Source organism: Streptomyces sp. NPDC059895 (assembly GCF_042731035.1).
In the GTDB taxonomy this organism is placed as follows: Bacteria; Actinomycetota; Actinomycetes; order Streptomycetales; family Streptomycetaceae; genus Streptomyces.
Genome location: NZ_JBHWKO010000009.1, coordinates 166,071 through 192,348, shown reverse-complemented (window position 1 = coordinate 192,348; position 26,278 = coordinate 166,071). Strand labels below are relative to the sequence as shown.

The window sequence follows — 26,278 nt, the reverse complement described above, 5'->3', positions numbered from 1 at the left end:
TGGCGTCGTGGCCCGCCCCGACGTCCTACTCGTACTCGAGGAGACCCCCGTGCACCATCCCCCCACCGCGGAAGCCGAGTTGGCCGCCGAGCTCGCCGCCGTGCGTCCCGCGCTCGGACCGCGGTTCGCGGCCGCGCTGCCCGGCGCCCGCGCGGCCGTGCTGACCCGTCTGTGGCGGGCGCTCGCCCATGAGCCACTGCCGTGGATCGTCCGCCGTGAACAGGGCCGGGAGGGCCTCGTCCTGCATCTGGCCGACGGCCGCCGGCTGCACGGCCCGCACCCCGACCCGTACACGACCGCCGCGTATGTGACGGCCGTTCGGCTGGCCGGAGCGGGGAACGGCCGGGAGGTCGGGTACGACGATCCCGCGCGCCTGATGAGCGACCTCTCGGTGCCGCACGGCAGCGGCTTCGCGGCCGAACTCGGTCACAGTGCCGCGTCGTTGGCGCTGTCGCGGGCCGCGCAGGGCGAGTCTGGCCCTCACTCGATGGAGTGGACCTCCCACGCCCCCGAGCCGACCACGGACGCACCCAAGCGGACCGCGCACGCCACCCCCGAGTGGACCACGGACGCTGCCGAGTCGACCACGCACGCCATCCCCGAGTCGCCCACGCACGCCACCGAGTGGACCGCGCACGACTGGGAGTGGGAGCAGCGGGTGGTCGACGGGCACCCGTACCACCCGAACTGCCGCGCCCGGCCGGGCTTCTCGGTGGCCGAGCAGCTGGCGTACGCGCCGGAGCACCGGCCGTCCTCGGTACGGCTGGGGCTGCTGCCGGTGCCGGCCGGTGAGTGCCTGGTGTCGGGGGTGTGGCCGTCCTCGCTGCGGGACGGTGAGCGGCTGGTGATCCCGGTGCACCCGTGGCAGGCGCAGCACGTGCTCAAGCTGTCGTCCCGGGAGGGGCTCGCGGCGCATCCGCTGATGTCGCTGCGGACACTCGCGCTGCCGGACGGGCCGCATGTGAAGACCGCGTTGAGCACCCGGCTGACGTCCTCGGTGCGGGACATCTCCATCGGCTCGATCACCGCCTCCGCGGCCCTGTCGGCGTTCGGCGAGGCGCTGGCGGAGCGCACGGACGGGCTGCTGCACGTCACCCGCACGCTGGGCGCGGTCACCGCCCACTCCCCCGACCTCGCGGCCGTGCTGCGCGAGCCGCCGGCCGCGTACGCGGGGCCGGGCGAGCACGTCGTGCCGGTCGCCGCCCTCGCCACCACGCGCCTGGCGGCGTCGCCCGACTGGTCGGCGCGGTTCGCCGCGCTCGCGCTCACCGTGGGGCTGCGGCTGCTGGAGATGGGGGTGGCGCTGGAGGCGCACGGGCAGAACCTGCTGGTCGTGCTGTCGGCGTCGGGTGAGCCGCTGCGGCTGGTCTACCGGGATCTCGCCGACATCCGCGTCAGCCCGGCGCGGCTGGCCCGCCACGGGCTGCCGGTGCGGGACCTGCCGGAGCGGATCCTCACGGACGACGTGACGGCGCTGCGGCGCAAGCTGTTCGGCTCGCTGGTGGCGGGCGCGCTGGCGGGCACGGCCGGTGGCCGGGACGCGCTGCGGGCGGTGCTGGAGACGGCGGTGCGGGAGGTGCCGTCCACACCGGACCTCGGCGCGCTGTGCGGGGAGCCGCTGCCGGTGAAGGCGCTCACGCTGATGCGGCTGTCGCCGGGGGTGGCCGGCGACCGGTGGACGCTGCTGCCCAATCCGCTGGTTCACGGACAGGGTTGACGCGGGGCGGCCCCCGTTTTGTGGGCGGACACCTCTGATCAATAGGATCCGCCGATGATCAGAACACAACGGCTGGCGGCGGGCGTGGGTGCCCTGCTCGCCGCGCTCGCGGCCGGGATCGCGTTCCCGGCCGGGGCGGTCGCCGACGAGACCACAGCGGGCGCGCCGAAGGTCGACCTGGTTCTCGACGTCAGTGGTTCGATGCGGACCAAGGACATCGACGGCGGGACGCGGATGGCCGCGGCCAAGCAGGCGTTCAACGAGGTGCTGGACGCGACCCCCGAGGAGGTCCAGCTCGGCATCCGCACGCTGGGCGCCAACTACCCCGGCGACGACCAGAAGACGGGCTGCAAGGACACCGCGCAGCTCTACCCGGTCGGCCCGCTGGACCGTACCGAGGCCAAGACGGCGGTGGCGACCCTGTCCCCCACCGGCTGGACGCCGATCGGCCCCGCGCTGCTGAAGGCGGCCGACGACCTCGACGGCGGCACCGGCTCCAAGCGCATCGTGCTGATCAGTGACGGCGAGGACACCTGCGCGCCGCTCGACCCGTGCGAGGTGGCCCGCGAGATCGCGGCCAAGGGCATCGGCCTGACCATCGACACCCTGGGCCTGGTGCCCAACACCAAGATGCGGCAGCAGCTCAGCTGCATCGCCGAGGCGACCGGCGGCACCTACACCTCGGTCGAGCACACCGACGAACTCACCGACAAGGTGAACCAGTTGGTGGACCGCGCGGCCGACCCCGTGGTGACGCCGGTCGCCACGCAGGGCGCGGCCTCCTGCGCGAAGGCGCCGACGCTGGCGTCGGGTCTGTACACCGACCGCGAGGAGTTCGGCCAGGAGCGCTGGTACCGGGTGGAGGTCGAGCCCGGCCAGGAACTGCGCGCCTCGGTGAGCGTGTCGGCGGACCGGACCGTGAACCCCGACTACGGGGTGCTGCTGCGGGCGGTCACGACGCACGGCCGGGAGATCGTGCGCGGCGAGGCGGCGGGCAACGGCCGTACGGACGTCGTCTCGACCGGTCTGCGCCATCCGACGGCGGAGAGCGACGAGGACGACGCGCCGGCCGAGACGGTGTGCCTCCAGGTGACCAACTCCTTCTCGGCCGGCGCCGGCGTGAAGACCACGCCCGGCCTGCCGCTGGAGCTGACCGTGGACGTCGTCGACGGCCCGTCGCAGGCGGACGATGTGGCCTCCTTCGGCCTGGGCCGCGGCTGGTGGCTGCTCGGCGCACTGATCCTGACCGGCTTCCTCGCCGGTCTGCTGTGGGGCTGGCTGTCGCGCTGGCGTGTCGCGGTGTGGAGGACGAACTGATGCGGATCACACGGGTGCGGATGACACGGGTCCGGATGACACGGGTGCGGATGACCAAGGTGCTGGGCACCGCACTGCTGGCGCTGGGGCTGGCCGCGGGTCCGGCCGCCGCCGACTCCACCCCCTCGGCGAGCCCGTCCGACGACGCCTCCGCGCCGACCTCGGCCGGTACGTCGTTCCGTACGGCGACGGAGGTCGAGCAGGGGCAGACCGCCACCGCGAGCGCCTCCACCGGCGACTACCTGTACTGGTCGTTCCCCGCGGACGCGGGACAGCGCCCCACCGTGCGGGCGACGGTGAAGCTGCCGGACGAGCACGTCGCCCAGACCTGGCAGATCGACGTGTACGACGGTCTGCGGCGCCGCCAGGCCTGCCAGTACGGTGCCCAGACGCGCACCGCCGCCCAGGGCGCGGGGTCCGTCGAGGTGGCCTGTGTGCTGCGCACGGTCCGCGCCTGGTCGGAGGAGTGGGCGAACGACCCGCTGCCGGGCACGTACTACGTCCGTCTCACGGCCGTCGGCCTGAAGGCGGCCGACCTGGGTCTGCCGGTGAGCACCGAACTGCGGGTGGACTCCAAGGACATCGGCGGGTCGGCGGCGGTGGACGGTTGGCTGGCCAAGCCCCTGGTGCCCGGCGTCGCGGTCACCTCCGCGGCGCAGGAGGACGACGACGGCTCGGACTCCGCCGTGCTGTCGAGCCTGGAGCCGGACGACGGCTGGTCGTCCGGCTGGTGGTCGGACCGCTGGGTGTGGACGGCGGTGGGCGGCGTGCTGGCGGCGCTCGCCGGCATCGGCGGCTACGCGCTCACGCGCGGGTCGGGACGCCCGGCCGGGGTGCCGCCGGGCGCCTGACGTTCCCGCCCCCCGGAAGGCCCACCGCACGACCCGCGGTGGGCCTTCCGCCCGTCTCACCCCTCCCGCAGCGCCTTCGCCAGGATGCCGTCGCCGTCCACGGCGATCCGCCCGTCGCGCACCGCGTCGAGCAGGCGCGCCTCGCCCCGCGCCAGCGCCGCGCAGGTCTCCCCGTCCAGGGTGAGCCGGGCGTCGGGCTCCCCGGGCGCGGGCCCGTCGCCGTACACGGGCCCCTCCCCGGCACCGACGTGGAGATGGAAGTCCCCCTCCTCCAGGTGGACTTCGACGATCCCCGCCTCCACCCCGTCCAGCGCGCGCAGCAGGGGCAGCGCGAACCAGTGGGCGCGGACGGCGTCGGTGGGCCGCCGCTCCCCCAGCTCCGCCTGCCCCCACGCCCCGAGCGCTTGCAGGACGGGCAGCAACTCCCGGCCGCGTCCGGTGAGTTCGTACACGTAGGCCGCTCCGGGCGGCGGCAGCCGGCGCCGGCCTGCCAGTCCGTCGCGCTCCATGTCCTTCAGCCGTGAGGCGAGTACGTCCGTGCTCACGCCCGGCAGGTCGGCGTGCAGGTCCGTGTAGCGGCGCGGGCCGGCGAGCAGCTCCCGGACGATCAGCAGGGTCCAGCGGTCGCCGACGGCGTCGAGCGCGCGGGCGGCGGAACAGTACTGGTCGTAGCTTCGGCGAGGTGACATGCGACGCAGTCTAGACATGTCATTGGACTTTCCAAGCTGGAACTTGGTAAAACCAAGCAACACCAGATACCGGAGGGGCGCATGGAGTTCCGGCAGTCGAACAAGCTCAGCGAGGTCTGCTACGAGATCCGCGGCCCGGTGATCGAGCACGCCAACGCGCTGGAGGAGGCGGGCCACAGCGTGCTCCGCCTGAACACCGGCAACCCCGCGCTCTTCGGCTTCGAGGCGCCCGAGGAGATCATCCAGGACATGATCCGGATGCTTCCGCGGGCGCACGGCTACACCGACTCCCGCGGCATCCTCTCCGCCCGCCGGGCGGTCGCCCAGCGCTACCAGAACCGCGGCCTGGAGGTCGACGTCGACGACGTCTTCCTCGGCAACGGCGTCTCCGAGCTGGTCTCCATGGCCGTCCAGGCACTGGTGGAGGACGGCGACGAGATCCTCATCCCCGCCCCCGACTTCCCGCTGTGGACAGCCGTCACCACACTCGCCGGCGGCAAGGCGGTCCACTACCTCTGCGACGAACAGGCCGACTGGTACCCGGACCTGGACGACATGGCGTCGAGGATCACCGACCGGACGAAGGCGGTCGTGATCATCAACCCGAACAACCCCACGGGCGCCGTCTACCCGAAGGAGATCCTCGAGGGCATCCTCGACCTGGCCCGCCGGCACGGCCTGATGGTGTTCGCCGACGAGATCTACGACCAGATCCTCTACGACGACGCCGTGCACCACTCGGCCGCCGCCCTCGCGCCCGACCTGGTCGTGCTGACCTTCTGCGGCCTGTCGAAGACCTACCGGGTGGCGGGCTTCCGCTCCGGCTGGCTGGTCGTCACCGGTCCCAAGCAGCACGCCAGGGACTACCTGGAGGGCCTCACCATGCTGGCCTCCATGCGCCTGTGCCCCAACGCCCCCGCCCAGTACGCCATCCAGGCCGCGCTCGGCGGCCGCCAGTCCATCCACGAACTGACCGCGCCCGGCGGCCGGCTGCGCGAGCAGCGGGACGTCGTCTTCGAGAGGCTCAACGAGATCCCCGGCGTCTCCTGCGTGAAGCCCAAGGGCGCCCTGTACGCGTTCCCGCGCCTGGACCCGAAGGTGCACCGGATCCACGACGACGAGAAGTTCGTCCTCGACCTGCTCCTGCGCGAGAAGATCCAGGTCGTCCAGGGCACCGGCTTCAACTGGCCCACCCCCGACCACTTCCGCATCCTCACCCTGCCGCACGCGGAGGACCTGGAGGCGGCGATCGGACGGATCGGCCGCTTCCTGGGCGGGTACCGGCAGTAGCCGTCCCCGGGTGACACTCACCCGAGCACGACCTCGCACCACACCGTCTTGGTGTACCCGTCCCCCCACGTCGCTCCCCAGTGACTCGACAGGGCCTCGACGAGGTGGAGGCCCCGGCCGGACTCCGCGTCGGCGGCGGGCGGTCGAAGCGTTCCTGGAGTGGGTGGACGGCGGCCGGGGCGGGCGTCCGTCACCTCGATGCGGAGGGTGGCGTCCTCCGGGTGGAGCGTCAGGCGGAGCCTGAAGTCGCGGCCGCTCTCCCGGCCGTGCCGTACGGCGTTCGTCGCGAGTTCGGCGACGAGGAGCGCGACCGTGCCGTTCGCGTCCGTGGCGTGGGGCCAGCCCCAGGCGTCGAGTTGTCCGGCTGCCAGCCGGCGCGCGAGGCGGGCGCCTCCGGGGGTGGCGGAGAGGTGGACGGTGAAGTGACGGGCGGTAGGGGCGGTCTGGGCAATCTCCACATTCATGTCACTCAGCGTGGTCGCGCGACTCTACTCTGAACAGCAGCGACGGCGGTACGCAGCGTCACTGTCCGATCGCTGTACGGCTCTGTCCGGACGGCGACGCGTGACGCGCGGGGCCGGTGCGGAGTTGGGGACCAACGGCACGAGGAGGTGTCCGAAATGGGCGCGACGGGACAGGGAGACGCCGAGGAACCACGCGTCGACGACGAGGAGTCGACGGCGGTGCTACGGACCGTCGGCAAGGTCATCAAGATGTGCCGGGAGCGGCAGGGGATGACCCAGGCCGAGCTGGGCACGGCGATCCGGTACAGCGAGGAGCAGGTGTCCTCGGTGGAGCGGGGGCGGCGGGCCCCGAAGCCGCAGTTCCTGGAGGCGGCGGACGAGGTCCTCGGGGCGGGCGGCTTGATCGCCGGGCTGCGGAAGGACGTGGAGGAGGCCCGGTATCCGAAGAAGGTGCGGGACTTGGCGAAGTTGGAGGCGCAGGCAGTTGACTTGGGTGCCTACGCCAGCCACCACATCCACGGTCTGTTGCAGACCCCGGAGTACGCGGAAGCCCTGTACGCGATGCGGCGGCCAACGTACACAGAGGACGAGATCAACCGTCACGTCGCCGCGCGGATGGCACGGAAGTCCGTCTTCGAGCGCCTGCCCTCACCGCTCCTCAGCTTCGTCCAGGAAGAGGTGACACTGCGACGACCCATCGGGGGCAAAATGGTGTTGCGCCAGCAGCTCGAACATCTTCTGGAGATCAGCGCGCTCAGGCATGTCGAGATCCAGGTGATGCCCACGGACCGTGAGGACCACGCAGGCATGGCCGGCTCGCTGCAACTGCTGAAACTCAGTGAGGGCAAGACAGTGGGGCACTCAGAAGCCCAGCTGCACAGCCACCTGATCAGCGACACCAGGGAGGTCCAGATCCTGGAGATGCGCTATGGAATGATCCGGGCGCAGGCTCTCACCCCCCGGGAGTCACTGGCCTTCATTGAGAAAGTCCTGGGAGAGGAAACATGACGCCCACCTCGTCCGCAGCTCCACTGGAGTGGTTCAAGAGCAGCTACAGCAGCAACGACGGCCCTGAGTGCGTCGAGGTCGCCCTCACCCCCGCCACCGTCCACATACGCGACTCGAAGCACGGACACGGCCCCCGACTCGCCTTCGGGTCCCACGAATGGGCCGCCTTCATCGCGTACGCCGGGACCTGTGCGAACCTGTGACGCATGGGTGATCTCTTTCTCGTCCGGCACGGAGAGACCGCCTGGTCGCGCTCCGGCCGGCACACCGGATCGACGGACGTTCCGCTGACCGAGCACGGCCGGGAGGAGGCGCGGCGGCTGGTGCCGCTGATCCGCTCGCACCGGATCGGGGCCGCGTTCGCCAGCCCCTCGCAGCGGGCGCGGGAGACGGCGGAGCTGATCGGGCTGCACGAGGTGCGGGTCGACCCCGATCTGCGGGAGTGGGACTACGGCGGGTACGAGGGCGTGACCACCGTCGAGATCCAGCGGGAGCGGCCGGGCTGGTTCCTGTTCACGGACGGGGTCGCGCCGGGGCCGCCGGAGCATCCCGGGGAATCGCCGGAGCAGGTCGGGGAGCGCGCCGACCGGATGCTCGCCAAGGTGGACGCGGCGCTCGCCAACACCGAGGGGTGTGTGGTGCTGGTGGCGCACGGGCACTTCCTGCGCGTCCTCACCGCACGGTGGCTCGGGCTGCCGCCCGCCGCGGGCGCCCACTTCCAACTGGCGACCGGGACGCTGTGCCGGCTGGGCACGGAGCACGCGCGGCCGGTGATCGCCGCCTGGAATGTCAGACCCGGGTCGTAGCCTTCGAGGTGGTGGGGAGAGCCCCAGCACTGGAGGGAGTACGTTCGTGACCCGACCGCCGACCGCCGCCCAGCGGCGGGTGATCGACGCCGCCGATCCCGTCACCGGGCGCCTCAGGGGCACGGAGGCGCAGCTCGCGGCCCTGGTCGCACGAGGGCTCGCCTTCCGGCACCCGCGCCCGCCGCACGATCACTTCCTCACGCCGGCGGGGCACCGGACACGGGAGGGGGCGGACGGGGTGTCTGCGTCCCCCGCGTCCTCTGTGTCCTCCGCGTCCCGGCCGTTGCCGCCCGGCCCGCCCGCGCCCGCATCCCCGCCCGCGGACGCCGACGGCGTGTTCGCCGCGCGCGTCGGCGGTGAGGAGCGGCCGGACGGCGGGCCGTCGCGCGCGCGTGAGGTGCGCAGCGCCTGGCAGGGGCTGCTGGAGCTGCGCAGGATGACCAACCCGGACGGCGCCGTGGACCGGCCGTGCGGCTGGGAGCGTACGCATCTGGTGCGGGCCGCCGCGCTCGCGCTGGAGGCCGCCGGACACCGCCCCGCCGGGCCGGACGACGACGGCTACCGGGTGCGCCCGACCCCGCAGCCGGAGGCCGTCGCCGTGCACGGCCCGGACGACGCGGCACTGCGGGGCTGCGCGGCGACCCTGGAGGAGGCGGGCTGGCAGGCGGGCGAGCACACCGACCCCCGCACCAGAGCGCGCTACGTACTGGCGTCCCCCCGCCGGGCGTGAGCTACGCGGTCGGCCGCCCGGCCGGCCGCGCGGTCCGCACGTCGACCAGGTCCGGCCGGTGCTCGGTGTCGTAGGCCGCGCGGGACTCCGCGATGTAGACCCGGTTGCGTTCCGCCCAGTCGGTCAGGCGTTGCAGGGTGCCGTGCAACTCGTGGGCGACCGGGGTGAGCGCGTACTCGACCTTCGGCGGCACGGTCGGGTGCACGGTGCGGGTGACGAGGCCGTCGCGCTCCAGGTTGCGCAGGGTGAGGGTGAGCATGCGGCGGCTGATGCCCTCGATGCCGCGCTCCAACTCGGTGAAGCGGATGGGTCCTTGCGCCGCGGCGACGAGGATCTGCACGTTCCATTTGCCCGAGACCCTGTCAAGGACTTCTCGCACCGGGCAGGCGTGCGCGTTCACCACCTGCGGGGTAACACCGGTGTTCCTCTGGGACATCCGACTGCCTCCTTACACCTGCTCCCATGGTCACCCACGATGTTCTCCGTTACAAGACGTGCACCTAGGGCACGTACGGTTCCTACGGAGAATGCGGAGGCCGGCAGGCCATGTCCACCACGGTCCAGTCCCAGACCCCGACACCCCCCTCCCGGACGCACTCCCGCTGGGCGTCCCTCGTCGTCCTGTGCGCGGGCACGCTGATGACGATCCTGGACGGCAACATCGTCACCGTGGCGATGCCGGCGATCCAGAGCGACCTGGGCTTCAGCGGTCCCGGCCTGGCCTGGGTGGTGAACGCCTATCTGATCGCCTTCGGCGGTCTGCTCCTGCTGGCCGGCCGGCTCGGCGACCTCGTGGGCCGCAAGCGGATGTTCACGGCGGGCCTGGCCGTCTTCACGGCGGCGTCGGTGCTGTGCGGGGTCGCCACCGGCCGGTCGACGCTCATCGCGGCGCGGGCCCTGCAGGGCGTGGGCGGGGCGATGACCTCGGCGGTCGTCCTCGGCATGCTGGTCGCGCTCTTCCCGGAGCCGCGCGAACGGGCGCGCGCCATAGCGGTGTTCAGCGCGATCGGCGCGGCGGGCGGCGCGCTCGGCACCTTCCTCGGCGGGGCGCTGACCCAACTCCTGGACTGGCACTGGATCTTCCTCATCAATGTGCCGATCGGCGTGCTGGCGTGGCTCGCGGCCGTCCGCGTGCTCGCGCCGGAGCAGGGCGCCGGGTTCGGCAAGGGCGCCGACTACCCCGGCGCGGCCCTGGTCACCGGCGCCCTCATGCTCACCGTCTACGTCATCGTCGGCGCCGGCGACCGGGGCGTCACCGGCACGGTGCTCCTGGCGCTGCTCGCCGTCGTCCTGTTCACGGCGTTCGTGCTGCGTCAGGCCCGGGCCGCCCGCCCCCTGCTGCGGCTGCGGCTGTTCGGCTCGCGGCTGCTCAGCGGGGCGAACGCCGTGCAGCTCCTGATGATCGCGACGATGTACGGCTTCCAGTTCATCGGCGCGCTGTACCTGCAACGCGTCCTGGGCTACGGCGAGCTGGCGACGGGTACGGCGTTCCTGCCGGCGCCGGTCGCGATCGGTCTGCTGATGCTGGGCCTGTCCGCGCGCACGATCGCCCGGTTCGGCGCGTACCGGGTGCTGCTGGCCGGGCTGGTCCTGATCACCGCCGGAACGGCACTGCTGGGCCGCGTCCCGGCCGAGGGTTCGTACGCGGCCGACGTCCTGCCGCCGCTGCTGCTGCTGGCCGTCGGCTTCGCCGCGGCGATGCCCGCGCTGACCGGGCTCGCCATGGCGGGCGTGCGGGAGGACGACACCGGACTGGCCTCCGGGCTCTTCAACACCACCCAGGTGGTCGGCGGTTCGCTGGGCCTGGCGGTGCTGTCGACGCTGGCGGCGAGCCGGACCGAGCACCTGATCGGCACGGGCGCCGACCCGGTCCCGGCCACGGCCGACGGCTACCGGCTGGCGTTCCGGGTGGCGGCGGTCGTCTCCCTGGCGGCGCTGGCGCTGGCGGCGGCGGTCCTGCGGGAGCGGCGGACCGCGGAGTGAGCGGGTCCCGCACGGGTGCGGTGGAGCGTCCGGGGCGGGACACCGGGGTACGGCGGGGCGGGACCAACCCGCTCCGCCCCGCCGCACCCCCGACGGTGACACGGCCGGCCGGTGCGTGCCGGCCGTCGGCGTCAGGTCAGCCGACGATGGCGACGGGGGCGTCCCAGGCGTTGCGGTCGACCGTGATCGTGTAGCCGCCGCGGGTTTCCTTGCTGTTGACGATGTACTGGTGGCCGCGGCTGTGGTTGGTGAACAGCTTGGGGTCCCAGGGCCAGTCCGTGGTGGTGGTGTTCTTCTTGTCCCACAGCGCGTACCAGAGGTTGCCCGGCAGGTCCGTCTTGTCCGTCGCGGTGGCGATGGCCTTGGCGCTGGAGCTGCTGAAGCCGTAGTAGCCGGCGCGGTAGGTCTTCGCGCGCAGGGTCTTGGTGAAGGAGCGCACGTAGGTCAGGACGGCGTCGTTGCACGCCTTGTCCGTGATGTCGTAGGGCTCCATGTCGAGGTAGACGGCGCTGCCGGCCTTCATGCCGAGCGCCGTCGCCTTGGCGACCGCGTCGCCCGCGTTGCTCACGCCGAGGGAGGCGGCCGTGGCGGCGGTGAACTTCTCCGGGTTCGTGCCGGTCTGGCAGGGCGGCTGGGCGCCGACGTAGAGCGGGATGAGCTTGTAGCCGAGGGAGTTGACCGACTTCACCCAGGACGCGGTCAGGTTGGGCTGGGCGCAGCCGCGGTTCTTGCCGCCGATGTAGACGGCGGCGGCACCGTAGAAGCCGGTGTTCCAGGCCTTCATCGCCGCGAGGGAGGGCGCCGTGCAGGTGTCGAACGCCCGGCCCGTGTAGGTCTTCTGCGCCGGCCAGGCCGTGGCCGCCATCGAGGTCTGCGCCGCGATCCCGGCGCCGGCGACGACGACGGCGCCCGCCGTCGACCATGCGATGTAGCGGCCTCTTCTGGACAGCCGGTGTCTGGACATTCCCCACCCCATTCGACTCGCGGCCCACGGCCGCGGCTGGTGCGCCCGCGGCGGCCGGCGGGTGCGGCGGCACCCCGTGGGGGGTGCGGTCGCGGCGCTCGGTGCCGCCTGCCGCGGCGCGGTACGGCTCCGGTGTCCGAAGCGGTCCGACCCTATCCAACGTCTGTGAACCGGAGCACTTCGGCCGGAGGCCGGACCGGGCTCGCGTCAGATCGCTTTCGCCGGTACTCCGGCGATCTCCTCCCCCGCCTCCATCGGATGGGTCACGTCCTGCGCGTCGCGGCTCGTGCCGAGGTGGTTGAAGACGAGGTTGAGCAGGACGGCCGTCACGCAGCCGGTGGAGATGCCCGAGTCCAGGACGATCCTCGCCGTCTCCGGGAAGGCGTGGTAGAACTCCGGCGCGGTGATCGGGACGATGCCGACGGCGAGGGAGACGGCGACGATCAGGACGTTGTTGTCCTTGTCCAGACCGGCCCGGACGAGGGTCTGGATGCCGCTCGCCGCCACCGACCCGAACAGGACCACGCCCGCCCCGCCGAGGACCGGGCGCGGTACGACGGCGATGAGCGAGGCGGCCACCGGGCACAGGCCCATGAGGACCAGGAAGCCGCCGCCGGCCGCCACGACGAAGCGGCTGCGGATCCTCGTCATGGCGACGAGCCCGATGTTCTGGGCGAAGGCGCTGCACATGAAGCCGTTGAAGACGGGGCTGAGGGCGGAGCCGAGGGTGTCGGCGCGCAGGCCGGCCGCGATCGTCCGCTCGTCCACGGGACGGTCGACGATCTCGCCCAGCGCCAGCATGTCCGCCGTGGACTCGGTCATCGAGACCACCATCACCACGCACATCGACAGGATCGCGGCGAGCTGGAACTGCGGGGCGCCGAAGTGGAAGGGGGTGGGGAAGCCGACCACGTCCGCGTCCGCGACGGGGCCGAAGTCGGTGACTCCGAACGGGATCGCCACCAGCGTTCCGGCGACCAGGCCGAGCAGGACGGCTATCTGCTTGACAAAGCCCCGGGTGAAACGGCGCAGGAGCAGGACGAGCAGCAGGGTGACGCCCGCCAGGGCGAGGTACGTCGCCGACCCGTAGTCGTCCGCCGCCGGATCCGGGCCCTGGGCCCAGCCGAAGGCGACGGGCAGCAGGGACACACCGATCAGGGTGATCACGGTGCCGGTGACGACGGGCGGGAAGAAGCGGACCGCCTTGCAGAAGACGGGGGCGGCGAGGAAGCCCAGCAGTCCGGCGACGATCACCGCGCCGAAGATGACCGGCAGGGCGTCGGACCTGTCCTCGGTGGAGGCGACGATGGCCGTCATGGGGGCGACGCCGGCGAAGGTGACGCCGTTGACGAAGGGCAGCCTGGCGCCGATCTTCCAGATGCCCAGGGTCTGCAGGAAGGTCGCGAGGCCCGCGGTGAAGAGGCAGGCGCCGGTGAGGAAGGTGAGGTCGGTGCCGGTGAGGCCGATGGCCGCGCCGACGATCAGGGGCGGGGCGACGACCCCCGCGTACATGGCGGCCACGTGTTGCAGGCCGCTCGTCGCCATTTTCAGGGCGGGGAGTTTCTCGTCGACAGGGTGGGCGGACACGGCGGCTCTCCTCCGGTCGGTTTCACGGCAGCTCTGGCGTGGGTTTCAGGGAGGTGGTGCGCGGTAAGGGGGGCACCTCGCTCTCGAGCGAAGTCGAGAGCGGGGAGGGACCGGGAAAACGGGACGAAGGGGGCCGCCCCGGGACAGGGGACGGCGGGCACCGGCCCGGGGTACGAGGCGGCAGGGAACCGGCCCGGGGTACGGGACGGCAGGGGATCGGCCCGGGGTACGGGACGGCAGGGGATCAGCCCGGGGTACGGGACGGCAGGGGATCGGCCGGGGATACCGGACGGCAGGGAACCGGCCCGGGGATACCGGACGGCAGGAAACCGGCCCGGGGATACCGGACGGCAGGGAACCGGCCCGGGGCGCGCGCGTCCACGCGCGCCCCGGTCACGGCGTCCGGTCGAGGGCCGTCCCCCTCGGCCGGAGTTTCTGGCCGGAGTTGCGGCCGGAGTTTCCGGCCGGGATTCACGGCCGGGTTTCACGGCCGGAGTTGCGGCCGGAGTTGCGGCCGGAGTTCACGGCCGGAGTTCACGGCTGGAGTTCACGGCCGAAGCTTTCGGCCGCTCAGCCCTGTGCGGCGATCCGGGCGAGCCGCCGCGCCTCCGCGCGCGTGGCGCGTGCGATGGCGTCCTCGTCGGCGGTGAGCAGGCGGCCGTCCTCGACGATCTGACGGCCGTTCACGAAGGAGGCGGTGACCGGGGCGGCCGCGCCGAACACCAGGGCGGTCACCGGGTCGGCGATGGAGGCGTGGGCGAGGGTGTCCAGCTTCCACAGCACCAGGTCGGCGAGCTTGCCCGGCTCCAGGGAGCCGATCTCGGCGGCCCGGCCCAGGACCCGGGCGCCGCCGTGGGTGCCGAGGCGCAGTGCCTGACGGGCGTTCAGGGCGGCCTCGCGGTGGGGGCCGAGGCGGTTGACGAGGAGGGCGTTGCGCAGTTCGGTGTGGAGTTCGCCGGACTCGTTGGAGGCGGTGCCGTCGACGCCGAGGCCGACGGGGACGCCGGCCGCGAGCATGTCGGGGACGCGGGCGATGCCGGCGGCGAGGCGGGCGTTGGAGGACGGGCAGTGGGCGACGCCGGTCCCGGTGCGGGCGAAGGCGGCGATGTCGGAGTCGTTCATGTGGACGCAGTGCGCCATCCACACGTCCTCGCCGAGCCAGCCGGTGGAGTCGAAGTAGTCGGTGGGGCCCATGCCGAACAGCTCGCGGCAGAACTTCTCCTCCTCGACCGTCTCCGAGCCGTGGGTGTGCAGGCGCACCCCGAGGCGGCGGGCCAGTGCGGCGCCCTCGCGGAGCAGTTCGGTGGAGACGGAGAACGGGGAGCAGGGGGCGACGGCGACCTGGGTCATCGCGTCGAAGGAGGCGTCGTGGTGCTGCCGTACCGTTGCCTCGGTGGCGGTGAGGGCGCCTTCCAGGGTCTCGACGGCGAAGTCGGGGGGCAGGCCGCCGTCCTTCTCGCTGCGGTCCATGGAGCCGCGGGCGAGGGTGAAGCGCACGCCCATGTCGCGGGCGGCGCCGATGATCGCGCCGGAGAGGTCGCCGGTGCCCCGGGGGAAGACGTAGTGGTGGTCCATGGCGGTGGTGACGCCGCCGCGGGCCATCATCGCGAGCGAGCCCTGGGCGGCCGCGCGGACCATCGGCTCGTCGATGCGCGCCCAGGTGGGGTAGAGCGCGACGAGCCAGTCGAAGAGGTTGTGGTCCGTGGCCAGGCCCCGGGTGATCCACTGGTAGAAGTGGTGGTGGGTGTTGACCAGGCCGGGGGTGACCAGGTGTCCGGTGGCGTCGATACGGCGGGCGACGTCCGCCAGGCCTTCGGGGGCCCGGCCCGCGCCGAGCGACTCGACGCGGTTGCCGGCGATGACGACGTGACCGTCCGCGTACTCGGTGTCGTGGGTGTCGACGGTCGCGATCGCGCAGTTCTCGATGACGATACGCCGGTCTGCTGCCATGGTTCGTCCTTGTTCGCTGAGGTTCGGCAGTGGAGTGGGCACGGCAGGACCCTGGGGAGTTCGAGTGCCGTGGCCGGGGACGCGGGCCCCCGGCCACGGGTGCCGAGAGGAGGGGCCTACAGGTTGGTGAGGTCCACCGGGATGCGCGCCTCGCAGCCGTCCCGCAGGACGGTGGCCTCGATCAGGCCGTACGGGCGGTCGGCGGCGAAGTAGACCTCATTGTCGTTCTTCAGCCCGAACGGCTCCAGGTCGACCAGGAAGTGGTGCTTGTTCGGGAGGGAGAAGCGGACCTCGTCGATCTCGTCGCGCCGGTCGATGATGCGCGCGCCCATCTGGTAGAGCGTCTGCTGGAGCGAGAGCGAGTAGGTCTCGGCGAAGGCCTGGAGCATGTGCTTCCTCGTCCGCTCGTAGGACGTCTCCCAGTCCGGCATCTCCTGCTCGTCGTCGGACCAGCCGAAGCGCCAGCGGCCGGTGACCTGGGTGGCCAGGATGCGGTCGTAGGCCTCGGGCAGGGTCGTGTACTTGTCCTTGACGAAGCCCCAGAATTCGGAGTCGGTCGAGTTCAGCACGACGAGGTCCTTGAGGCCCGAGACGACCTCCCACGACGTTCCGTCGTAGGTGATCTGCGTCAGCCGGGTCTCCTGGCCCCTGCGGACGAAGGAGTGCCCGGTCTCGTCGGCGCCCACGGTCCCCGAGTCCGCGTCGGAGGTCGCGATCCGCTCCCAGGCGTACTCCTCGATGCGTATGCGGGCCCGGTGGATCGGCTCCTGCGAGGTGACGAAGTGGCGGGCGAGGTGGATGCCGAACTGCTCGGCGGACTCGATGCCGTACTCCTTGGCGAACGCGTACACCGTGTTCTTGGTGGTGTCGGTCGGCAGGACGTTGGCGTTCGAGCCGGAGTAGTGGACCTCCTCCATGTCGCCGCTGAGCGAGACGGAGACGTTGAGGTCCTTGATGTGGTGGGTGGCGCCGTTCCGCGTGATCCTGACGACTCGGTTCTCGGCCTTGCCGTACTGGTTCTGTCCCAGGACGACAGGGCGGGCAGGGCGGGAATGGGCGGTCATCTAGCTAGCTCCCTCGGTAAACGGAGTAGCCGAACGGGTTGAGCAGCAGCGGTACGTGGTAGTGCTCGCCGGGGTTCACGGCGAAGGTGATCGCCACCTCGGGGAAGAACACGGCACCGCTGTCCCGATTCGCGGGGGCGTCCTGCTGCGCATCGGCTTGCTTCTTCTTCGCGAAGTACGGCTCCACGGCGAAGTCGAGCCGTACGTGGGTGGTCCCCTCCGGCAGCGCCGGGAGGTCCTTGCACCGGCCGTCCGCGTCGGTCGCGGAACCGCCGAGCGCCCGCCAGTCGGCCTCGCGCCCGGTGCGGGCGGAGAGCCGGACGGCGACGTCCTCGGCGGGGCGGCCGGCGCTGGTGTCCAGGATGTGCGTGGACACGGAGGCGGTGGTGCTGGTGCTCATGGTCAGGCGTCCTCTTCGACGAGTCGGGCGAGCCGGATGCGGTTGATCTTCCCCAGCTCGGTGCGGACGATCTCCCGCTCCTGTTCCGGCGAGTTGCCGATCCGCTCCTTGACCGCGTCGCGCATCTGCTCGCCGGTGCGGCCGGTGGCGCAGATCAGGAAGACGTGGCCGAACCGCTCCTGGTAGGCCAGGTTGAGTTCGAGCATCTCCGCCTTGAGCTCGTCGGAGGCGCCGGCCATGCCGCGCTGTTCGCGCGCCGAGGCGGGGTCGCCCGGCTTGGGGCGGCCGATCGGCGGGTGCCCGGCCATCGCCTCCGCGAGGTCCCGCGCGGTCAGTTCGGCCATGGCGGCGTCACTGGCGGCGTAGAGGGCGTCGGCGGTGGCGTAGGGGCGGGCGGCGAGCAGCCGGCCGGCCCAGGCGGTCGATGCGCACGCCTCGTGGAGCGCGGCGGAGGCCGCGGACTCCTCGAGCGCGTTGAACCGGGCCAGCCCCGGGGGCAGGGAAGTCGACGTCACGGGAGCCTCCGTGGCCGCGTGGGCCTTCGTGCTGAACGGGCTGCGGCTAGCTAACGCCCATCAGAAACACCCCGTCAACACTTTGTTGAAAATTCCGGGTAACGAAACCCGGGGGACGCCTCCGGGAGCCGCGGCCGCGCCCGGCCGGGCCCGCAGGCACACGTCCGGGGCCGCAGGCACACGTCCGGGCCCGCGGACACACGTCCGGGGCCGCACGCAGGGCCGCCGCCCCCCGGCGCCAACCCCGACCCCGACCCCGACACCACCCCCGACACCACCCCCGACCCCGCCCCCGCCCCCGGCGGCGCGCTTCCGGTCAGTTGCCCTTCTCCCGGTTGAGGTAGTTGTAGACCGTGAAGCGGCTCACGCCGAGCGCGCTCGCCACGGTCTCCACGCCGTGCCGGACGGAGAAGGCGCCGCGCGCCTCGAGCGTCCGCACGACCTCCTGCTTGGCCTTGCGGTCCAGGTCCGCCAGGGGCTTGCCCTTCTTGCGCTCCATGGCGGCCAGGATGTGGTCGAGCGAGTCGGCGAGCTGCGGCAGGCGTACGGCGACGACGTCGGCGCCCGCCCAGGCCAGGACGACGTCGTCGGGGCCGGCCTCGTCCGGCGGGAGCATCTCGCCGCCCATGGCGTCGACCAGCGGCTTCACCGCCGCGATGAAGGGCTCGTCCCCGGCGCCGGTCACTTCTCGCCCTCCCCGAGGACGTTGACCTGGAGGGAGACCCGGGTGGCGCCGGCCGCCAGGGTCCGGCGCAGCAGGGCGTCCACGGCGTTCAGAACCACGTCGGCGCCGCCCTCCACGGTGTTGCCGAACGGACCGACGTCGACGGCGTCGAGGTCGGCGGCTTCGACGACCTCGCGGGCGACCAGCGCGTGCGCGGGTGCCTCGTCGAGGTCGAAGGGCTCGGTGGTGAACTCAACTCTCAGACGCATCGCGCCCACATACCTCTCTGACCTGCGCGTCATGACGGCCCTCCGAGGGGAGGGCGGATCCGGGCCCGGCACGCGGTCGTGAACCGGTTCCCGCCGCCCGGACCCCGACCTTAACGGACCGCGCCGCGAGGCCATCGGGCCGTCGGGCCCGGCGGTCTCCGCACAGCGGAAGCGCGGCCGCCCGGCGGCACTCCCACAGCGGACGCGCGGCCGCCCGGGTGGCGTCCGCACCTCTTGACAAGCCACGACACCCGGCGGCAATCTTCCAATAAGCAAAAACACATTTCCGCATTATGGAAATCGAGTCCATCAAGCATCAAGCCACACCCGGCAAGAGACACGGAAGGAGCGCGGCACCCGATGGGATTCGCAGACCAGCGCTTCAACGTCAACCTGTCGATCCTCTTCACGGAACTCCCGCTCCTGGAGCGCCCCGCGGCCGCCGCCGCGGCCGGCTTCACCGCGGTCGAGCTGTGGTGGCCCTGGGTCGACTCCCCCACGCCCGAGCGGTCCGAGCTCGACGCCCTGAGGACGGCGATCGAGGACGCGGGCGTACGGCTCACCGGCCTGAACTTCTACGCCGGACGGCTCCCGGGCCCCGACCGCGGCGCCCTGTCGGTCCCCGGCCAGGAGTCGGAGCGGTTCCGCGCCAACATCGACGTGGCCGCCGGTTTCGCCGAGTCGCTGGGCTGCGCGGCGCTCAACGCGCTCTACGGCAACCGCGTCGACGGCGTGGACCCGGCCGAGCAGGACGCGCTGGCCCTGGAGAACCTGGCGCTCGCCGCGCGGGCCGCCGACCGGATCGGCGCGATCCTGCTGATCGAGGCCCTGAACCGCCCCGAGTCACCGCTGTACCCGCTGGTGTCGGCACCGGCCGCCGTAGGGGTCGTGGACCGGGTCGACGAGGCCACCGGCCTCGGCAACGCCCGGTTCCTGATGGACCTCTACCACCTGTCCATGAACGGCGAGGACCTGCCGTCGGTGATCGAGCGGTACGCGGCGCGGACCGGACACGTCCAGATCGCCGACAACCCCGGCCGCGGCGCCCCCGGCACCGGCTCGCTCCCCCTGGAGGACCTCCTCGACCAGCTGGCGAAGGCCGGGTACGAGGGCTGGGTGGGGCTGGAGTACAAGCCGGGCGACCGTCCGAGCTCCGAGGCGTTCGACTGGCTCCCGGCCGAGGCGCGCGCCGCCCGCTGAACACCCCCGTCACCGAGAGGCACCCTCACCATGAGCAACCACCCCGCAGTCGGCTCCCACCCGACCCGCCCGGCGATCGCCTGGATCGGCCTCGGCATCATGGGCTCCCCCATGTCGGAGAACCTGATCAAGGCGGGCTACGACGTCACCGGCTTCACCCTGGAGCGGGAGAAGCTGGACCGCCTGACCGCCGCCGGCGGCACCGCGGCGGGCTCGATCGCCGAGGCCGTCCGGGACGCCGACGTCGTGATCACGATGGTGCCCGCCTCCCCCCAGGTCGAGGCCATCGCGTACGGCCCCGACGGCATCCTCGACAACGCGCGCTCCGGCGCGCTGCTGATCGACATGTCCTCGATCACCCCGCAGACCTCGGTCGCCCTGGCGAAGGCGGCGCGGGACAAGGGCATCCGCGTGCTGGACGCGCCGGTGTCCGGCGGTGAGGCGGGCGCGGTCGAGGCGGTGCTGTCCATCATGGTCGGCGGCGAGCGGGCCGACTTCGACGAGGCCCGGCCGGTCTTCGAGGCACTGGGCAGGACCATCGTGCTGTGCGGTCCGCACGGCTCGGGCCAGACCGTGAAGGCCGCCAACCAGCTGATCGTCGCCGTGAACATCCAGGCGTGCGCCGAGGCCGTGGTCTTCCTGGAGAAGTCGGGCGTGGACCTGAAGGCGGCACTGGACGTCCTCAACGGCGGTCTGGCCGGCTCGACCGTGCTGACGCGCAAGAAGGACAACTTCCTGGAGCGCGACTTCACGCCGGGCTTCCGCATCGACCTGCACCACAAGGACATGGGCATCGTCACGGACGCCGCCCGCGCCGTCGGCGCGGCCCTGCCGGTCGGCGCCGTGGTGGCCCAGCTCGTGGCGAGCCTGCGCGCGCAGGGCGACGGCGGCCTGGACCACTCGGCGCTGCTGCGGGCCGTGGAGCGCCTGTCCGGCGCCCCGGTCTGACCCCCGGCCTCGCCCTGCGCGAGGACTGAACTCCCGGCCCGCGCACGGGATCGGCAGGAGGCCGTGATCCCGTGCGCGTGACCCGCCGCCACCGCGCGATCCGGATGAGAGGTGATCGCGGGGTGCGCGGCGGGCGGGGCGAGGACCGCGGCGGCGTGCGAGCCAGTGCGGTGGTGAAGGACCGCGGTGCCCTCCCGGCCAGAGGGAGGACACCCCGGCTCCGTCGCATCCGCCGCGGTCCCGGCCCTCGACGGCCTCCCGGTACCCCGTCCGGCGGCGCGAACGTCCTGTCGCGCCCGGCCTCGCGCCGTCGGACGGCCACACCCTCCCCGCGCTCCCCCACCGGTCCCCATGACCGTGGGGGAGCGCGATGCGCCGCCGGGGCTCCTTCCCGCCCGGGGCTCCTTCCGGTTCCCCTCCGGTTCCCTCCGAGCCCTCCGAGGCCCTCCAAGGCCCTCCGGCGTGCGCATCCGCCCGGCCCGCAGCAGCCTGAAGGCATGGGCGATACGACGCAGTACCCGCACATCGTGGTCCATCCCCCGGCCCTGGACGGCTCGCGCCGGGTCACCGCAGGTGACGTCACCCTGGGGCTCGCCACCCACCTCGACGACGTCGTCGAGATCCTCCGGCTGGCCGACCTGGACCGGATCGAGGTGGAGGAGAGCGACCTCATCGAGTGGCAGGGCGGTGGCCCGGACGACTGGCCGGGGCTGTCGGAACACCACGCACAGCACCACGAGCCGTAGGGCCGGTCCCGGAGCGGGGGCGGCCCCCACCTCAAATCAACCTCTGAACTCGGTTCAGCAGGATTCGACTCCCGCTGGGACCGGGCACACCCTGGTCACGCGGGGCCCGCCCGCACGGGGGCGGCGGGCTCCGCTCCAGGGGGTGTGCCATGAGTGAGGACACGGACATCCGGCTCCAGCCGCACGAGGTCGCACTGCTGCGGGGCGGCCCGCGCGCCGCCGTCACGGTCGCCGTGGTCGGCCTCCATCTGCGGGGTGCGGTGGAACCGGGCCGGCCGGGGACGATGAGGGCGCCGCAACCGCTTGTCGCGGACACGGTTCCGGGGCAGTCGCCGCCTCCCCTCCCGCCGCCGCTGGAGAGCGCCGTGCGCGCGTCCCTCGCCGAGCCCTGCGGGCTGCGGCAGTTGGTGAGACGGCCGGACGTCCGCCTGGCGGTGGCCCTGATGCGCATTCCGCTGGCGGAGGCCGGTCTGCTGGCTTACCCGCTGCTCGGCCCGACCCGCGCCGCCCGCCGCCAGGTACGTGCCCTGCGGGAGCGGCACGCCCTGCCGGCGGAGCGGCGGGGCCTGACGGACGACGACAGACTGCTCGCCGTCGCACTGCACGGCGAGGCGGCCCTGCGGGTGCTCTTCCCCCGCTTCGCCCTGCGGGCGGGACTGGTCGGCCGGGCCCGGGTGGCGGACAGGGGGTTCCACTCCCGGTCGCCCCGCGGCGGCGGCACGGGCGGCGCCCCGTACTCCTGCGGCGGCGGGGGCGGCGGCTCGGACTGACGGCAGCGCGGTGGGCCGGGGCCCGGCGCTGCCTGGCGGACCGTCCGGCCCCGCGCTCGCTGCGCACGCCGGGTCCGCTGCGGGCGCTGGGGCCGCTGCGCACGCCGGGGCCGCTGCGGGCGCTGGGGCCGCTGCGCACGCCGGGTCCGCTGCGGGCGCTGGGGCCGCTGCGGGCGCCGGAGTCCGTGACGTCGGGCCGCGGGGGCGGCTCGGGCGCCGCGCCCGGGACTCCGCACGCGCCTGGCCGGACGCCCGTACGCCGGAGCCGAGTACGGGGCCGCGTTCGTCCTCCAGGGGTGCTGATCCGGGCCCTTCCCGGACGGCTCCCGCCGCACGGGCGGTGGCGCGTCAGACCTTCAGCGTCCTGATCGCCGTCGGGGCGTGCCCCGGTTCCGTGGCGGTCTCCTCGAACTCCACGACGTTGCCGATGTCGTTGGTGACGCTCATGGAGATGTCGGTGACGCGCTCCAGGATCGCCTCCACGACGACCGGCACCCGGAACTCGGCGGCGAGCTTCCTGGCCTGCTCGAAGGCGGCGCCCAGGTCGTTCGGGTCGGTCACGCGGATCGCCTTGCAGCCGAGGCCCTCGGCGACCTTGACGTGGTCGACGCCGTAGACGCCCAGCTCGGGCGAGTTGATGTTCTCGAACTCCAGCCTGACCTGGAAGTCGATGTCGAAGGCGCGCTGCGCCTGCCGGATCAGGCCCAGGTAGGAGTTGTTGACCAGGACGTGGACGTACGGGATCTTGTGCTGCGCGCCCACCGCCAGTTCCTCGATCATGAACTGGAAGTCGTAGTCCCCGGAGAGGGCGACGACGGTCGCCTCCGGGTCGGCCGTGGCGACGCCGAGGGCGGCCGGGACGGTCCAGCCGAGGGGGCCCGCCTGGCCGCAGTTGATCCAGTGGCGCGGCCGGTAGACGTGCAGCATCTGCGCGCCGGCGATCTGCGAGAGGCCGATGGTGGAGACGTACCGGGTCTCCGGGCCGAAGGCCTTGTTCATCTCCTCGTAGACGCGCTGCGGCTTGATCGGGATGTCGTCGAAGTGCGTACGGCGCTGGAGCGTGGCCCGCTTCTCCTGCGCCGCGGCGGCCCAGGCGGAGCGGTCGGGCAGCGTGCCGGCCGCCTTCAGCTCGCGGACCGCCTCGACGAACAGCTCCAGGGCCGCCTTGGCGTCGGAGGCGATGCCGTAGTCGGGGGCGAAGATCCTGCCGATCTGGGTGGGTTCGACGTCGACGTGGACGAAGGTGCGGCCGGCGGTGTAGACGTCCAGTTCGCCGGTGTGGCGGTTGGCCCAGCGGTTCCCGATGCCGAGGACGAAGTCGGACTCCAGGAAGGTCGCGTTGCCGTAGCGGTGCGAGGTCTGCAGGCCGACCATGCCCGCGTTCAGGTCGTGGTCGTCGGGGATCGCCCCCCAGCCCATCAGGGTCGGCACGACCGGCGTTCCGGTCAGCTCGGCGAACTCCACCAGGAGGTCGCAGGCGTCGGCGTTGATGACACCGCCGCCCGCGACGATCAGCGGGCGTTCGGCGGCGTTCAGCATGCCGAGCGCCTTGTCGATCTGGGCGCGGGTCGCGGCCGGCTTGTAGACGGGCAGCGGTTCGTAGGTGTCCGGGTCGAACTCGATCTCGGTGAGCTGGACGTCGATCGGCAGGTCGACGAGGACCGGGCCGGGGCGGCCGGAGCGCATGAGGTGGAAGGCCTGCTGGAGGACGCCGGGCACCTGGGCGGCCTCCAGGACGGTCACCGCCATCTTGGTCACCGGCCTGGCGATCGAGGCGATGTCGACGGCCTGGAAGTCCTCCTTGTGGATCACGGAGGTCGGGGCCTGGCCCGTGATGCACAGGATCGGGACGGAGTCGCCGATGGCCGAGTACAGGCCGGTGATCATGTCGGTGCCGGCGGGTCCCGACGTGCCGACGCAGACGCCGATGTTGCCCGGGTGGGCGCGGGTGTACCCCTCCGCCATGTGCGAGGCGCCCTCGACGTGGCGGGCGAGCGTGTGGGCGATGCCGCCGGATGCCTCGAGGGCCGCGTAGAACGGGTTGATCGCCGCACCGGGGACACCGAACGCGGCGGTGACGCCCTCGCGCCTGAGGATTTCGACTGCCGCGCGGGCAGCGGTCATTCGAGCCATCGAGATCTCCAGCTTCGGCTGTCGGACGCGCTCCGCCGTCGCGCCCTGCGGCGAGCACCTCCGCTGCGAATTTCGCATTGCGGAAAAAGATTTCTACTATCTGGAAGCAATGTAGGAGGGTGGCGGGAGACCGTCAAGAGACGGGCGGACGGAAGGCGGCGAGGGGCGGGCGGGCCGCCGGCCGACGCCTGACACCTCTTCGCGCGCCGACGGCCATCCGGGCCTCACCGGCGACGCTGCTGACGGTCGTCACGGCGGTGGGGCCGGCATGGTGGTTCTCCGCGAGGTGATCACCAGTCGCTGCGGTCGCGGGCACCGGGCGTTGTCAGTGCGCTCACGTAGCTTTCGGTCATGGTCGGTACAGGGGAGAACTCATCCGAACGCGGCGCGCCGCCTTCGGCAGTCCAGCCGTACTACGCGCACAACGCCGGACGCCTGGCGCAGCGGTACGGGAGCGTCACCTTCGAGGAGGTGCACGGTGGGGTTCTGGATCTGCTGCCGCCGGCCCCGGCCACGGTGGTGGATGTCGGGGCGGGCACCGGGCGGGACGCTGCGGCGCTGGCGGGACGCGGCTACCGGGTCCTCGCCGTCGAGCCGGTGCGCGAGCTGCGGGAGGTCGCACAGCGGCTGAACCCGAGCGAGAACATCTGCTGGGCAGAGGATTCCGTACCCGAACTGTCCCGTGTGTCAGGGACCTTCGACCTGGCGCTGCTGTCCGCGGTGTGGATGCACCTGCCGCCGGCCGCACGTGGGCGAGCGATGCATCGGCTGGCCGCACTTCTGACCCCGGCGGGACTGCTGGTGATCTCCCTTCGGCGTGGCACCCCGCCGACGGACCGTGTGATGTACGACGTGCCCGCCGAGGCGGTCGTGAGTGACGGCGAGCGAGCGGGGCTACGGCTGGTCAGGCTGGTGGAGGAGGGCGAGGACCGGCTCGGCCGCGCCCGGGTCCGGTGGCAGACCGTCGCCCTGCGCAAGGGGGACGAGTGAACGGGCGGGAATTCTATGCCCAGGACGCCTCGGCGCGTGCGTCCTGGCGCCTGGCGGTGCTGATGGGGGCCAACTCGCGCACCTACAAGTTCGCCCTCGGCCAGTCCCTGCTGGAGTTCGGGCGGCACGGGCAGGAGGCCGTCCCGCTTGCCGATCTGGCCATTGCCTACAGCTTCAGCATCGTGAGCCACTTGGCGCGGAGCCCGCAGGCGCCCCAGGCCGCGGAGTGGGGAGAGAACGACTTCCTCGCCGTCGCCTCGCAGGAGAGCGCTGCCACGCTGGGCGACGGACGCCCTACCGAGCGGCTGGTGGCGGCCGCGGTGCGCTCGATACCGGCGATGGTGATGCGCAAGTTCCACAACCTGCGCGGCGACACCGCGGTACCTCATACCTTCTATGAGCTGTCGGGGTCGGGGCGACAGCGCGTGGTGCGCCTGACTCCCGACTTGCTCAGGTTGGCACAGTCGGAGCAGGCCGCCGGCCTGGCTGCCGAGTTGGACGCGCGCTGGAGCATCGTGGAGAGCTCCTTCGCAGCGGGCGTCGGCCGCAGCCTGGTCGAGGAGGGGGTCGCCGTCGACTGGGACACCCTGAAGATCACCGACAGGCGACGACGCCGTTCGGTGACCGGCATCGTCGAGTCCACGGTGGGCTTCCAACACGGCCGCTGCCTGCTCTGTGACGAGGTCTTGGGCCCGAACGACGCCGTAGCCGTCGATCACGTGTTCCCGTTCTCCCTGATGCTTCGACTCGGTGGCGTCGGTTCCTGGCATGGCCCGGATCTGGACGCCCTGTGGAACCTCGCACCCGCGCACGCGACGTGCAACGGGGCCAAGAGCGATCGGCTACCGACCCAGGCAGAACTCGCCCGTCTGGCCAGGCGTAACGAGGCAATCGCGCAGTCGCCCCATCCTCTGCGCCGTACGCTCCAACTCACCCTGAAGAATGCCCTGCCGGGCCGGTACGTGTCCTCGTGGGCGGAGTTTTTGAGGGCAGTGCAGGCGGCTGTCTGAAAGCGCTGATCCCAGGCGGGGCGCAGGGGCGGTGACTGAGCGGAGAGCACACGTGGAGCCCCCGCCCGTCCGGGGAGGGTGCCGCCGGACGGGCGGGGGGACTGGGGGTGGGGGGACTGGGGGGAACTGGGGAACTGGGGAACTGGGGAACTGGGGAACTGGGGAACTGGGGGCGGGGGCGCGTTCTGGAGCGGGAACGCGCGGCGGGTCCGT

General features: G+C 72.5%; 27 protein-coding genes. 15 read left to right on the top strand and 12 right to left on the bottom strand.

The annotated features are described in order from the left end of the window. The first annotated feature begins 49 nt into the window (after window positions 1–49). From ACFV9M_RS13925 to ACFV9M_RS13915, 3 genes are read left to right on the top strand one after another with little or no spacing between them, the layout of a single operon-like run. Window positions 50–1,717, top strand: a complete 1,668-nt coding sequence (locus ACFV9M_RS13925) for an IucA/IucC family protein (protein ID WP_385066253.1) — start codon at window positions 50–52, stop codon at window positions 1,715–1,717. Between the two features lie 54 nt (window positions 1,718–1,771). Continuing rightward, window positions 1,772–3,034: a VWA domain-containing protein gene (locus tag ACFV9M_RS13920; RefSeq protein ID WP_385066254.1), complete on the top strand. Its 1,263-nt coding sequence runs from the start codon at window positions 1,772–1,774 to the stop codon at window positions 3,032–3,034. After that, window positions 3,034–3,885: a hypothetical protein gene (locus ACFV9M_RS13915; RefSeq protein WP_385066255.1), complete on the top strand. Its 852-nt coding sequence runs from the start codon at window positions 3,034–3,036 to the stop codon at window positions 3,883–3,885. Before ACFV9M_RS13920 ends, ACFV9M_RS13915 begins: the two co-directional genes overlap by 1 nt. Window positions 3,886–3,941: 56 nt before the next feature. On the opposite strand, the gene ACFV9M_RS13910 is transcribed toward ACFV9M_RS13915, so the two are convergent. Beyond that, the gene (locus ACFV9M_RS13910) at window positions 3,942–4,574 is read right to left on the bottom strand and encodes a winged helix-turn-helix transcriptional regulator (protein ID WP_385066257.1); all 633 of its coding nucleotides are present in this window, start codon (window positions 4,572–4,574) and stop codon (window positions 3,942–3,944) included. A gap of 81 nt (window positions 4,575–4,655) precedes the next feature. Between ACFV9M_RS13910 and ACFV9M_RS13905 the strand changes: the two genes are divergently transcribed. Beyond that, the gene (locus tag ACFV9M_RS13905; RefSeq protein ID WP_385066260.1) at window positions 4,656–5,864 is read left to right on the top strand and encodes a pyridoxal phosphate-dependent aminotransferase; all 1,209 of its coding nucleotides are present in this window, start codon (window positions 4,656–4,658) and stop codon (window positions 5,862–5,864) included. Between the two features lie 17 nt (window positions 5,865–5,881). Here the strand turns inward: ACFV9M_RS13905 and ACFV9M_RS13900 are convergent, their stop codons facing one another. Beyond that, window positions 5,882–6,328 carry an ATP-binding protein gene (locus ACFV9M_RS13900; protein ID WP_385066264.1) on the bottom strand — a complete coding sequence of 149 codons (447 nt, stop codon included), beginning with the start codon at window positions 6,326–6,328 and terminating at the stop codon, window positions 5,882–5,884. Between the two features lie 156 nt (window positions 6,329–6,484). Here ACFV9M_RS13900 and ACFV9M_RS13895 point away from each other — a divergent pair, with 156 nt between their 5' ends. The 4 genes from ACFV9M_RS13895 to ACFV9M_RS13880 are packed head-to-tail and all read left to right on the top strand — an operon-like array spanning window position 6,485 to window position 8,872. Further along, on the top strand, window positions 6,485–7,336 hold the full coding sequence (locus ACFV9M_RS13895) for a helix-turn-helix transcriptional regulator (RefSeq protein WP_385066266.1): 852 nt from the start codon (window positions 6,485–6,487) through the stop codon (window positions 7,334–7,336). Then, on the top strand, window positions 7,333–7,539 hold the full coding sequence (locus ACFV9M_RS13890) for a DUF397 domain-containing protein (protein ID WP_385066267.1): 207 nt from the start codon (window positions 7,333–7,335) through the stop codon (window positions 7,537–7,539). Before ACFV9M_RS13895 ends, ACFV9M_RS13890 begins: the two co-directional genes overlap by 4 nt. Window positions 7,540–7,542: 3 nt before the next feature. Next, entirely contained in the window at window positions 7,543–8,142 is a 600-nt protein-coding gene (locus ACFV9M_RS13885) for a histidine phosphatase family protein (RefSeq protein WP_385066270.1), read from the top strand. 46 nt (window positions 8,143–8,188) lie between these two features. Then, on the top strand, window positions 8,189–8,872 hold the full coding sequence (locus ACFV9M_RS13880) for a hypothetical protein (protein ID WP_385066273.1): 684 nt from the start codon (window positions 8,189–8,191) through the stop codon (window positions 8,870–8,872). Window position 8,873: 1 nt separating this feature from the next. Here the strand turns inward: ACFV9M_RS13880 and ACFV9M_RS13875 are convergent, their stop codons facing one another. Continuing rightward, entirely contained in the window at window positions 8,874–9,308 is a 435-nt protein-coding gene (locus ACFV9M_RS13875) for a winged helix-turn-helix transcriptional regulator (RefSeq protein WP_385066276.1), read from the bottom strand. A gap of 110 nt (window positions 9,309–9,418) precedes the next feature. On the opposite strand from ACFV9M_RS13875, the gene ACFV9M_RS13870 reads away from it, so the two are divergent. Then, window positions 9,419–10,855: an MFS transporter gene (locus tag ACFV9M_RS13870; protein WP_385066279.1), complete on the top strand. Its 1,437-nt coding sequence runs from the start codon at window positions 9,419–9,421 to the stop codon at window positions 10,853–10,855. Between the two features lie 136 nt (window positions 10,856–10,991). Here the strand turns inward: ACFV9M_RS13870 and ACFV9M_RS13865 are convergent, their stop codons facing one another. From ACFV9M_RS13865 to ACFV9M_RS13830, 8 genes are all read right to left on the bottom strand, one after another. Next, on the bottom strand, window positions 10,992–11,819 hold the full coding sequence (locus ACFV9M_RS13865) for a glycoside hydrolase domain-containing protein (protein ID WP_385066281.1): 828 nt from the start codon (window positions 11,817–11,819) through the stop codon (window positions 10,992–10,994). Between the two features lie 207 nt (window positions 11,820–12,026). Then, the gene (locus tag ACFV9M_RS13860; protein WP_385066283.1) at window positions 12,027–13,406 is read right to left on the bottom strand and encodes a nucleobase:cation symporter-2 family protein; all 1,380 of its coding nucleotides are present in this window, start codon (window positions 13,404–13,406) and stop codon (window positions 12,027–12,029) included. A 570-nt stretch (window positions 13,407–13,976) separates the two neighbouring features. Beyond that, entirely contained in the window at window positions 13,977–15,356 is a 1,380-nt protein-coding gene (locus tag ACFV9M_RS13855) for an 8-oxoguanine deaminase (protein WP_385066285.1), read from the bottom strand. Window positions 15,357–15,472: 116 nt separating this feature from the next. After that, window positions 15,473–16,420 carry a factor-independent urate hydroxylase gene (pucL, locus tag ACFV9M_RS13850; protein ID WP_385066288.1) on the bottom strand — a complete coding sequence of 316 codons (948 nt, stop codon included), beginning with the start codon at window positions 16,418–16,420 and terminating at the stop codon, window positions 15,473–15,475. 4 nt (window positions 16,421–16,424) lie between these two features. After that, complete coding sequence (gene uraH, locus ACFV9M_RS13845; RefSeq protein WP_385066290.1) at window positions 16,425–16,820, bottom strand: hydroxyisourate hydrolase; 396 nt, start codon at window positions 16,818–16,820, stop codon at window positions 16,425–16,427. Between the two features lie 2 nt (window positions 16,821–16,822). Further along, complete coding sequence (uraD, locus tag ACFV9M_RS13840) at window positions 16,823–17,335, bottom strand: 2-oxo-4-hydroxy-4-carboxy-5-ureidoimidazoline decarboxylase (RefSeq protein WP_385066293.1); 513 nt, start codon at window positions 17,333–17,335, stop codon at window positions 16,823–16,825. Window positions 17,336–17,651: 316 nt separating this feature from the next. Continuing rightward, window positions 17,652–18,020 (bottom strand): helix-turn-helix domain-containing protein, encoded by a 369-nt coding sequence (locus tag ACFV9M_RS13835; RefSeq protein WP_385066295.1) that lies wholly within the window; start codon window positions 18,018–18,020, stop codon window positions 17,652–17,654. Next, window positions 18,017–18,268, bottom strand: coding sequence for a hypothetical protein (locus ACFV9M_RS13830; protein ID WP_385066297.1), 252 nt, complete (start codon window positions 18,266–18,268; stop codon window positions 18,017–18,019). The genes ACFV9M_RS13835 and ACFV9M_RS13830 overlap by 4 nt, the downstream gene beginning before the upstream one ends. Window positions 18,269–18,628: 360 nt before the next feature. Here ACFV9M_RS13830 and ACFV9M_RS13825 point away from each other — a divergent pair, with 360 nt between their 5' ends. The 4 genes from ACFV9M_RS13825 (at window position 18,629) to ACFV9M_RS13810 (ending at window position 21,932) form a co-directional block, all read left to right on the top strand. Next, a complete protein-coding gene (locus ACFV9M_RS13825) occupies window positions 18,629–19,468 on the top strand; it encodes a TIM barrel protein (protein ID WP_385066300.1) in 840 nt (279 codons plus the stop codon). A 30-nt stretch (window positions 19,469–19,498) separates the two neighbouring features. After that, complete coding sequence (locus ACFV9M_RS13820) at window positions 19,499–20,416, top strand: 2-hydroxy-3-oxopropionate reductase (RefSeq protein ID WP_385066303.1); 918 nt, start codon at window positions 19,499–19,501, stop codon at window positions 20,414–20,416. 497 nt (window positions 20,417–20,913) lie between these two features. Next, on the top strand, window positions 20,914–21,162 hold the full coding sequence (locus tag ACFV9M_RS13815; protein ID WP_385066305.1) for a hypothetical protein: 249 nt from the start codon (window positions 20,914–20,916) through the stop codon (window positions 21,160–21,162). A gap of 149 nt (window positions 21,163–21,311) precedes the next feature. After that, on the top strand, window positions 21,312–21,932 hold the full coding sequence (locus tag ACFV9M_RS13810; protein ID WP_385066307.1) for a TIGR04222 domain-containing membrane protein: 621 nt from the start codon (window positions 21,312–21,314) through the stop codon (window positions 21,930–21,932). A 348-nt stretch (window positions 21,933–22,280) separates the two neighbouring features. Here the strand turns inward: ACFV9M_RS13810 and gcl are convergent, their stop codons facing one another. Beyond that, entirely contained in the window at window positions 22,281–24,065 is a 1,785-nt protein-coding gene (gene gcl / locus ACFV9M_RS13805) for a glyoxylate carboligase (protein WP_385066309.1), read from the bottom strand. Window positions 24,066–24,416: 351 nt separating this feature from the next. Between gcl and ACFV9M_RS13800 the strand changes: the two genes are divergently transcribed. Together ACFV9M_RS13800 and ACFV9M_RS13795 are read left to right on the top strand one after the other, a co-directional pair. After that, a complete protein-coding gene (locus tag ACFV9M_RS13800; protein ID WP_385066311.1) occupies window positions 24,417–25,055 on the top strand; it encodes a class I SAM-dependent methyltransferase in 639 nt (212 codons plus the stop codon). Continuing rightward, entirely contained in the window at window positions 25,052–26,065 is a 1,014-nt protein-coding gene (locus ACFV9M_RS13795) for an HNH endonuclease (RefSeq protein ID WP_385066314.1), read from the top strand. The genes ACFV9M_RS13800 and ACFV9M_RS13795 overlap by 4 nt, the downstream gene beginning before the upstream one ends. The last annotated feature ends 213 nt before the right edge of the window (window positions 26,066–26,278 follow it).